Annotated in this window: 6 protein-coding genes; all 6 read right to left on the reverse strand. The window is 68.6% G+C overall.

The genetic code is table 11. The features are described 5' to 3' along the window. Positions 1–810, reverse strand: an 810-nt coding sequence (gene pknB / locus HY68_RS10805; RefSeq protein ID WP_041995663.1) for a Stk1 family PASTA domain-containing Ser/Thr kinase, incomplete at its 3' end; no start/stop codon positions are given. Between the two features lie 167 nt (positions 811–977). Continuing rightward, positions 978–2,438, reverse strand: coding sequence for a penicillin-binding protein 2 (locus tag HY68_RS10810; RefSeq protein WP_041987456.1), 1,461 nt, complete (start codon positions 2,436–2,438; stop codon positions 978–980). After that, entirely contained in the window at positions 2,435–3,847 is a 1,413-nt protein-coding gene (locus HY68_RS10815; protein ID WP_041987459.1) for an FtsW/RodA/SpoVE family cell cycle protein, read from the reverse strand. Before HY68_RS10815 ends, HY68_RS10810 begins: the two co-directional genes overlap by 4 nt. Positions 3,848–3,874: 27 nt before the next feature. After that, a complete protein-coding gene (locus HY68_RS10820) occupies positions 3,875–5,407 on the reverse strand; it encodes a Stp1/IreP family PP2C-type Ser/Thr phosphatase (protein WP_041987462.1) in 1,533 nt (510 codons plus the stop codon). A 153-nt stretch (positions 5,408–5,560) separates the two neighbouring features. Beyond that, positions 5,561–6,076: an FHA domain-containing protein gene (locus HY68_RS10825; RefSeq protein ID WP_041987466.1), complete on the reverse strand. Its 516-nt coding sequence runs from the start codon at positions 6,074–6,076 to the stop codon at positions 5,561–5,563. 10 nt (positions 6,077–6,086) lie between these two features. Beyond that, positions 6,087–6,427, reverse strand: a 341-nt coding sequence (locus HY68_RS10830; protein ID WP_157874437.1) for an FHA domain-containing protein, incomplete at its 5' end; no start/stop codon positions are given.

The following is a 6,427-nucleotide window of genomic DNA, read 5'->3' on the forward strand; positions in this document are numbered from 1 at the left end:
GCGCATCTCGTCGGCCGACTGGTAGCGGTAGTTCGGGTCCTTGACGAGGGCCTTCAGCACGATCGCGTCCATCTCGGGCGTGATCTCGGGGTCGTAGACGCTCGGTGGCTGCGGCTCCTCCCGTACGTGCTGGTAGGCGACGGCGACCGGGGAGTCGCCGACGAACGGCGGTCTGACCGTGAGCAGCTCGTAGAGCAGGCAGCCGGTCGAGTACAGGTCGGAGCGCGCGTCGACCTGCTCGCCCTTGGCCTGCTCGGGGGAGAGGTACTGGGCGGTGCCGATGACGGCGGCCGTCTGCGTCATGGTCATGCCGGAGTCGCCCATGGCGCGCGCGATGCCGAAGTCCATGACCTTGACCTGGCCGGTGCGCGTCAGCATGACGTTGGCCGGCTTGATGTCACGGTGGACGATCTGCGCGCGGTGCGAGTACTCCAGCGCCTGGAGGATGCCGACGGTCATCTCCAGGGTGCGCTCGGGCAGCAGCTTGCGGCCGGAGTGCAGCAGTTCCCTGAGCGTCGACCCGTCGACGTACTCCATGACGATGTACGGGATGGAGACCCCGTCGACGTAGTCCTCACCGGTGTCGTAGACCGCGACGATCGCCGGGTGGTTGAGCGAGGCGGCGGACTGGGCCTCACGGCGGAACCGGGCCTGGAAGGACGGATCGCGGGCCAGGTCGGCCCGCAGCGTCTTCACGGCGACGGTGCGGCCGAGCCGGGTGTCATGGGCGATGTAGACCTCCGCCATGCCACCACGGCCGAGCACCGAGCCCAGCTCGTACCGGCCGCCGAGGCGACGCGGCTCTTCCATAACGTTCCGGCCCTCTCCGTCAGTCCCGACCGCACCGGTGTGTGGTCCGGCGGTGTGCTGTTCGCGCATACGCTACCGGGCACGCCGTGTCCCTTCCGCCGGTGGCGGTGACCCGATATACGACCGGTATCGCAATGTGCAGATATGGGCGTGAGCAGTGACTCGCGTCACTTCTCGCTGTCGATGACCGCCTTCATGACGTCCGTCGCGATGGGGGCCGCGAGACCGCCACCCGAGATGTCGTCCCGGCTGGCGTCGCTGTCCTCGACCACGACGGCCACGGCCACGGGCGAACCCGAACCGGTCTTGGCGTACGAGATGAACCAGGCGTACGGGTTCTGGTCGTTGTTCTCGCCGTGCTGAGCGGTACCGGTCTTGCCGCCCACTGTGACGCCCGGGATCTGTGCGTTGGTTCCCGTGCCCTGCTTGACGACGGTCTCCATGATCGACTGGAGCTTCTGCGCGTTCTCCTGGCTGAGCGGGCGGCTCAGCTCCTCGGGCTCGGTCTTGCTGATGAGGTCGAGGTTGGGGGCGCGCAGCTCGTCGACCATGTAGGGCTTCATGAGCTTGCCGTCGTTGGCGACGGCCGAGGCGACCATCGCCATCTGCAGCGGGGTGGCGCGGGTGTCGAACTGGCCGATGGAGGACAGCGCCGTCTGGGACGCGTTCGGGTCCTCGGGGAAGACCGAGGCGTCGGCGCGTACCGGCGTGAACTGCTCGGAGTTGAAGCCGAACTTCTTCGCCGTCTCCAGCATCTTGTCCTTGCCGAGCTGCTCGCCGAGGTGGCCGAAGACGCTGTTGCAGGAGACCTCCAGCGCCTTGCGCAGGGTGGCGTTCTTGCAGGGCAGGTTGCCCTCGTTCTTCAGCTCCGTGGTGGTGCCCGGCATGATGTACGGCAGCGGTGAGTCGGTCGGCTTGTCCACGTCGGTGACCATGCCGTGCTCCAGGCCGGCGGCCGCCGTGACCACCTTGAAGGTGGAGCCCGGCGGGTAGGTCTGGCGCAGCGCCCGGTTCAGCATCGGGTCGTCGGGGTTGTTCTTCTTGTCGAGCCCGACCCAGGCCTTCTCGTCGCTGCTGCCCGCGATGGTGGACGGGTCGTAGCTGGGCGTGGAGGCGAGGGCGAGGATCTTGCCGGTCGCCGGGTCGATCGCGGCGACGGCGCCCTTCTTCTTGCCGAGCCCCTCGAAGGCCGCCTTCTGGGCGTCCGCGTTGAGGGTGGTGACGACGTTGCCGCCCTTCTTCTCCTTGCCCGTGAACATGGACATGGTGCGGTCGAAGAAGAGCCGGTCGTCGTTGCCGCTCAGGATGCCGTCGTCGATCTGTTCGAGCTGGTTGGCACCGTAGACCTGGGAGGCGAAGCCGGTGACGGGCGCCCACATGGCGCCGTCCTTGTAGGTCCGCTTGTACTTGAAGTCGGTGCCGCTCGTCGCGACGGAGCCGGTGATCGGCTTGCCGTCCACGATGATGTTGCCGCGCGGGTGGCTGTACCGCTCGATGCCGGTCCGGCGGTTGAGCGCGTTCGTGTTGAGGCTGTCGGCCTGGACGTACTGCACCCAGTTGTCCCGCACGAGCAGAGCCAGCACGAGCAGGGCGCAGAAGATCGCGATCCGGCGGAGGGGCTTGTTCACGGGCGGACCACCTGGGTCATCTCGGCGTCGGAGGTCGGCGCTGGGGCCGGTGCGGGCCTGCGCGCCGTGTCGCTGATGCGGATGAGGATGCCGATCAGGCCCCAGTTGGCGATCACCGACGAACCGCCGGCCGCCATGAACGGCATGGTCATACCGGTCAGCGGGATGAGTCCCATCACACCGCCGGTCACCACGAAGACCTGGATGGCGAAGCCTCCGGAGAGGCCGATGGCGAGCAGCTTGCCGAACGGGTCGCGGGCGGCGAGGGCCGTTCTGACGCCGCGCTCCACGATCAGGCCGTAGAGCAGCAGGATCGCCATCGTCCCCGCCAGGCCCAGCTCCTCGCCGACGGTGGAGAGGATGAAGTCGGCGTTGGCGGCGAAGCCGATGAGGTCGGAGTTGCCCTGGCCGAGCCCGGTGCCGATGGTGCCGCCGGCGCCGAAGGACATCAGCGACTGGGCGATCTGGTCGCTCTGGGCGAGGGTCTTGTCGGCGAAGGGGTGCAGCCAGGCCTGGACGCGCTGCTCGACGTGCGGTTCGAACGAGGCGACGCTGACGGCGCCGACGGCGGACATCAGCAGACCGAAGACGATCCAGCTGGTGCGCTCCGTCGCGACGTACAGCATGACGACGAAGACGCCGAAGAACAGCAGCGACGAGCCGAGGTCGGTCTCGAAGACCAGGATGAGGATCGACAGGGCCCAGACCACGAGGATCGGGCCGAGGTCACGTCCGCGGGGCAGGTACAGGCCCATGAAGCGGCGGCTGGCGAGCGCCAGCGCGTCCCGTTTCACCATCAGGTAGCCGGCGAAGAAGATCGAGATGATGATCTTCGCGAACTCTCCTGGCTGGATGCTGCCGACTCCGGGGATACGGATCCAGATCCGGGCGCCGAACTGGGCGGGGAAGAAGACCGGCAGGATCAGCAGCACCATGGCCACGACCATGGAGATGTATGTGTAGCGCTGCAGGATGCGGTGGTCCTTGAGCAGGATCAGCACGCCGACGAAGAGCGCGACACCGATCGCGGAGAACAGCATCTGCTTCGGCGCCGAAGGTGAGAACGCCCCGTAGATGTTCTTGGCCCGGTCGATCAGCCGCTGGGACTGGTCGAGCCGCCAGATGAGCACGAGACCGATGCCGTTGAGGAGCGTCGCCAGCGGGAGCAGCAGCGGGTCGGCGTAGCGCGCGAACTTCCGTACGACGAGGTGCGCGACACCGGCGAGGGCGGCGAGACCGAGCGCGTACCCGAGCACCCCCGCCGGCACCTCGCCGTCGAGCGCGAGCCCGACGTTCAGGTACGCGAAGACGGCGATGGCGACGGCGAAGGCGAGCAGGGCGAGTTCCGTGTTGCGCCTGCTCGGAGCTTCGATCGCACCGATGGTGGTGGTGTTGGTGACAACGCTCATGGTGGTGAAAAGGCCCCCTACGGCCGGCTACTGCTTCGAGCAGTTCGAGACCAGCTTCTGCTCTTCCCCGGTGAGGCTGGGGCCTGGAGAGGGAGCTGCTTTCGGCGTGGTGTCGGTGGTGTGGGTGGCGGTATTCGCGCCGGTCGTGCCGGGTTTGGTGGTCGGCTTGGTCGCGCCGGGCTTGGTCGCCCCCGCGGCCACGCCGGCCTCCTGGTCGGCCTTGCGCCGCAGCTCGTCCTTCCGGCAGGCGGAGGCCTGGGTGGCGAGTTCGGCGATCTTCTCGTGCGCGTTGCCGAGGCTGCCCTCGGCGATGGTGTCCTCGACCTGCTTGCGCTGGTACGGCGGCAGGTACTTGAGTTCGATCTCGTCGTGGTCGCTCTCCACCTTCGAGAGCGAGACCCAGGCGAGGTCCTGGCTGATGCCCCGGTACAGCGCGACGTGCTGCCCGTTGGAGCCGACGAAGTACTGGGTCTGCGTCCAGCGGTAGCCGCCGTACAGACCGCCGCCGACGACGGCGAGGACGAGCACCGTGTACAGCGACCTCTTGAGCCACTTGTGGCCCTGCCGCGGCTTGGTCAGGTCGCCCGCGTACTCGTCGCTGTACGCCCCGAAACCGTCGCCGGACGCCTCGCCGTAGCCGCTGTGCTGACCGCCGCTTCCGGGCGGGCCGAAGCCGCCGGACGGCTGCGGCGGTACGGCCCTGCCGAGGCCCGCCGCGCGGCCGGCCGGCGTCTGCATCGACGGGTCGTCCTGGCCGGCGTTCAGCTGCTGGTTCTCCGCCACGGCCCCGACGACGACCGGGGTGTCGTTGAGCTGGGCGGCGAGGGTGTCGTTGGAGTCGACGTCGAAGACGTCGGCGACGATGCAGGTGATGTTGTCGGGACCGCCGCCGCGCAGGGCGAGCTGGATGAGGTCCTGGACGGTCTCCTGCGGGCCCTGGTAGTCGGCGAGCGTCTCCTCGATCGTCTGGTGGGAGACGACGGCCGACAGACCGTCGGAGCAGATCAGATAGCGGTCACCGGCGCGGACCTCACGGATCGACAGGTCCGGCTCGACGTGGTCGCCGCTGCCGAGCGCGCGCATCAGCAGCGAGCGCTGCGGGTGGGTGGTGGCCTCTTCCTCGGTGATCCGGCCCTCGTCGACGAGCCGCTGGACCCAGGTGTGGTCCTGGGTGATCTGGGTGAGGACGCCGTCCCGCAGCAGATAGGCGCGGGAGTCGCCGACATGGACCAGGCCGAGGCGCTGGCCGGTCCACAGGAGGGCGGTGAGCGTGGTGCCCATGCCCTCCAGCTGCGGGTCCTCCTCGACCATGAGGCGCAACTGGTCGTTGGCGCGCTGCACGGTCGTGCCGAGCGAGGTGAGGATGTCCGAACCGGGGACGTCGTCGTCGAGCTGGACGAGGGTGGAGATCACCTCCGACGAGGCGACCTCGCCCGCGGCCTGCCCGCCCATGCCGTCGGCGATGGCCAGCAGCCGGGGACCGGCGTAGCCGGAGTCCTCGTTGCCTTCCCGGATCATGCCCTTGTGCGATCCGGCGGCGAAACGCAGCGACAGACTCATGCGCACCTCTCCCGTCGGCTCGCCCGTCGACCCCGACTCCGGGGCCAGCCGGTCTCTCGATCGAGCCACACTGCCCACCCTCCGGTCGGGAGCCAGCCCTGGTCCGCTGTCGGGACCGCTGCGGCTCGCTCGCTCCGCTCGCTCATTGTCGTACTACTTCCGCAGCTCGATGACGGTCTTGCCGATGCGGATCGGAGCACCCAGGGGGATCGGGGTCGGGGTGGTGAGTCGGGTCCGGTCGAGATACGTGCCGTTGGTGGACCCGAGATCCTCGACGATCCACTGGCCGTCACGGTCCGGGTAGATCCTGGCATGCCTGGAGGACGCGTAGTCGTCGTCCAGCACGATCGTTGAATCGTGGGCGCGGCCCAGCGTGATGGTCTGCCCCTGGAGGGCCACCGTGGTTCCGGTGAGGATGCCCTCGGAGACGACCAGCTTGCTCGGCGCTCCCCGGCGCTGCCTGTTTCCCCCCTGCTGCTGGCGCTGTTGCGGCGGAGCCGCGTTCTGGCGGGCCTGTTGCGGTCTGGCGTCGCTGTTGCGGCGTGAGCCGCGCTGCGTGACGCGGGTTCCGAACAGGTCGCTGCGGATGACCTGCACGGCCACGATCACGAACAGCCACAAGACGGCCAGGAAACCTAGCCGCATGACCGTCAGGGTCAGCTCTGACATTGCCCCCGCTTCACCCTTCGGCTTGCCGATAAACGATGGTGGTTTGGCCCACGACGATCCGGGAGCCGTCGCGGAGCGTAGCGCGGGTGGTGTGCTGTCCGTCTACCACGATGCCGTTGGTGGACCCGAGATCCTGGATGGTCGAGGGCGTTCCGGCCCGGATCTCGCAGTGCCGGCGCGATACGCCGGGGTCGTCGATCCGCACGTCGGCGTCGGTGCTGCGGCCGAGCACCAGGGTCGGACGGGAGATCTGATGGCGGTTGCCGTTGATCTCGATCCACCGCCGGACCTGGTTGTTCGGCAGCGCGCTCGGCGCCTGTGGCGGCGCCTGCCGGCCGGCCGCGGGCGGCT

This window comes from Streptomyces sp. AcH 505 (assembly GCF_000818175.1).
GTDB lineage: Bacteria > Actinomycetota > Actinomycetes > Streptomycetales > Streptomycetaceae > Streptomyces.

What these genes read in the sequence shown, in the direction of transcription:
- HY68_RS10815 (WP_041987459.1), bottom strand. Translation starts at nt 3,847, where the DNA reads ATGAGCGTTGTCACCAACACCACCACCATCGGTGCGATCGAAGCTCCG.
- HY68_RS10820 (WP_041987462.1), bottom strand. Translation starts at nt 5,407, where the DNA reads ATGAGTCTGTCGCTGCGTTTCGCCGCCGGATCGCACAAGGGCATGATC.
- HY68_RS10825 (WP_041987466.1), bottom strand. Translation starts at nt 6,076, where the DNA reads ATGTCAGAGCTGACCCTGACGGTCATGCGGCTAGGTTTCCTGGCCGTC.